The 2118-nt window shown below is 41.2% G+C and carries 2 protein-coding genes and 1 pseudogene; all 3 read right to left on the reverse strand.

The genetic code is table 11. From position 1 onward, the window contains the following. A pseudogene (locus UF06_RS27860) lies at positions 1-74 on the reverse strand (DUF3265 domain-containing protein); the annotation flags it as partial. Between the two features lie 454 nt (positions 75-528). Beyond that, positions 529-777 carry a hypothetical protein gene (locus UF06_RS15785; RefSeq protein ID WP_045571287.1) on the reverse strand — a complete coding sequence of 83 codons (249 nt, stop codon included), beginning with the start codon at positions 775-777 and terminating at the stop codon, positions 529-531. Positions 778-1156: 379 nt separating this feature from the next. Continuing rightward, a complete protein-coding gene (locus UF06_RS15790; RefSeq protein WP_242402023.1) occupies positions 1157-1804 on the reverse strand; it encodes a DUF4145 domain-containing protein in 648 nt (215 codons plus the stop codon). Between the last annotated feature and the right edge of the window lie 314 nt (positions 1805-2118).

Raw genomic sequence — 2118 nt, forward strand, 5'->3', positions numbered from 1 at the left:
CAAAAATTACCGCATACCAAAAATGCCACGCGGCACGAATCCCTCTTTAACGCTTTGTTATGTTTAAGTTTCAAGGACTTACGTTTTACCAAAACCAAGATTAACTCAGCGTTGACTCACAAACAAAAGCCAAGACCTAAAAAACGGAAATGACTCATAGATTTGAAAAACAGACTTCGAATTTTGGCAACTCAAGCCCAAAAACTTGTGGTCAAAATACTGATTGAGCCAGCCGCACCTACCTCGCGCTTACTCGAAAATTGACTGAGGCAAAACTCTGAATTTCCAGCGCCAAAGAATAAATGTCCGGAAAACAGCGCCAAACGAAGCCAACTTGCCGACAAGCACAAAACCAACAAGCCGAGGGAGCAAAGAAAAGATGCAACCAACTGATTTGACGTGATTAAACATAACGCCGTATTAAGGTGTGAGCAACGCCACCACCAAACTAAACTCTTGTGCCATAAACACAAAACCCAACGCGGAGACAGAAATGCCAAGCGTTGGGAATCACTCTTAAATACTTTGTTAGGTGCGTTGGTTGATATCTTCGACGCTATAACCTCGATGCTTCAACAGGCTGAATGCCGTACCCTTTTCTTTTTGAGAACTACCAAAAAAACCGTCATTCTTAACGACTTTAAATAATTCGTCATCTGACATTTTTTCAAGTTTTTGTTTTATCTCTCTGGCTTCATTTGCTTGTTTTTCTACCTCACTTACGACCGCGGTTCCTACATCTTTAGCAACATTTAATGCTTTTTTCCAAAATGACATTTTTTACCCTCTAAGAATTACTCAAAAGTAGTCGCGTTACAGTTTGAGCAATACCAATAACCGGGTTTCTTCTCGTGCATTGTCCACTGCCCACAGCTTGGACATTTTTTACCTTTTGCCATAGTTAGTGGCATTATTCGACGTATTGACATAATTGCTCTCCATTTCCCAAATTGAAAATATACATTTTAATCATTGCGCCAATTATGCAACACAGCACACTGCAAAACTGAGATAAACTTCCAATTTTGAGACTAGCACCTAACGCCCTGCTAAGGGGTGAGCAATGCGCTGCGAAAGCTACCGCACACCAACTTAATCACAAAACTCACCGCATGCTGAAAATGCCACGCATTGCGAATCCCTCTTAAGCAGTTTGTTAGTTTTTCTGCCGCCTAAGCTCAAACTCTTCAAATCGATGACCAAGAGAGTATATGTAAATCAATAAAGCTTCGGTCAAATCGAGGCAGTCTTTAGCATCCTCTTTACTGACATTGGCAGTGATTGCGTGAGCAGCATCATTGCCCAAGGCACGAATGCCATGCGCCCAAGAGAGCAAGCGTGCATCAATGTGCCCTGCCTTGTGAAGACTTTCTAGTCTATCGTAAAAATTATGTCCTTTCGCTGAGTACAGTTTACACATGATTTCTAGTGCTCGACGACACATTAATGCACAAGGTTCATATAATGATGCTGAAAAACACTTCGTTGCTTGCTCGTAAGCGAGGTTGATCTCGTTAGGTAAGTTCACCAACTCAGTAGATTTAAGTACCGGGTATAACAGTTCTTCTTCTACCACTTCTTCAAACTCTGCAGGGATTCCCATTAATTTTTTTCTTATGAAAAACGGATGGTCACACTTTTTACACAATGAAACTAGGTAGTAATCAGAATGGTAAATAGAATCAACTTCATCTAGTGGGTTTTTCGCTTCACTCTGAAATCGACCTACCCCCTGTAGCACTACATCACTTACAACCATCATATTGCAGTCAGGACAAAATACATCTATGAGCTCTTTACTCAAACTTTAGCTCCGATTCCTATTAAAAAACTAACGCCGCACTAAGCGGCTAAAAATAGTGGGCTAAAATATGAGCGCAGCGAAATAGCCCACTGTTTTTAGTCCGTTTAAGTGCTTTGTTAGTAGGCAATTTCAATGTTGGAATGCCCTTGCAAATCTTTAACGAAACCATTTCCAAGTTACGATGCACCAGGGCGTCCGCATGAATGGTTAGAATTTAGTCATTGACTTAAATCCAGCAACTAAGACTTGCTCCAAGAAGCCGGGGTTCATCATGCAACGTTTCTGCTTCATTGGCACACTAATTTTGCTTGGCT

Source organism: Vibrio sp. S234-5 (assembly GCF_000960595.1).
Taxonomy (GTDB): Bacteria; Pseudomonadota; Gammaproteobacteria; order Enterobacterales; family Vibrionaceae; genus Vibrio.

Excerpts from the sequence above, each read along its gene's own strand:
- UF06_RS15785 (WP_045571287.1), bottom strand. The coding sequence starts at position 777 with ATGTCATTTTGGAAAAAAGCATTAAATGTTGCTAAAGATGTAGGAACC.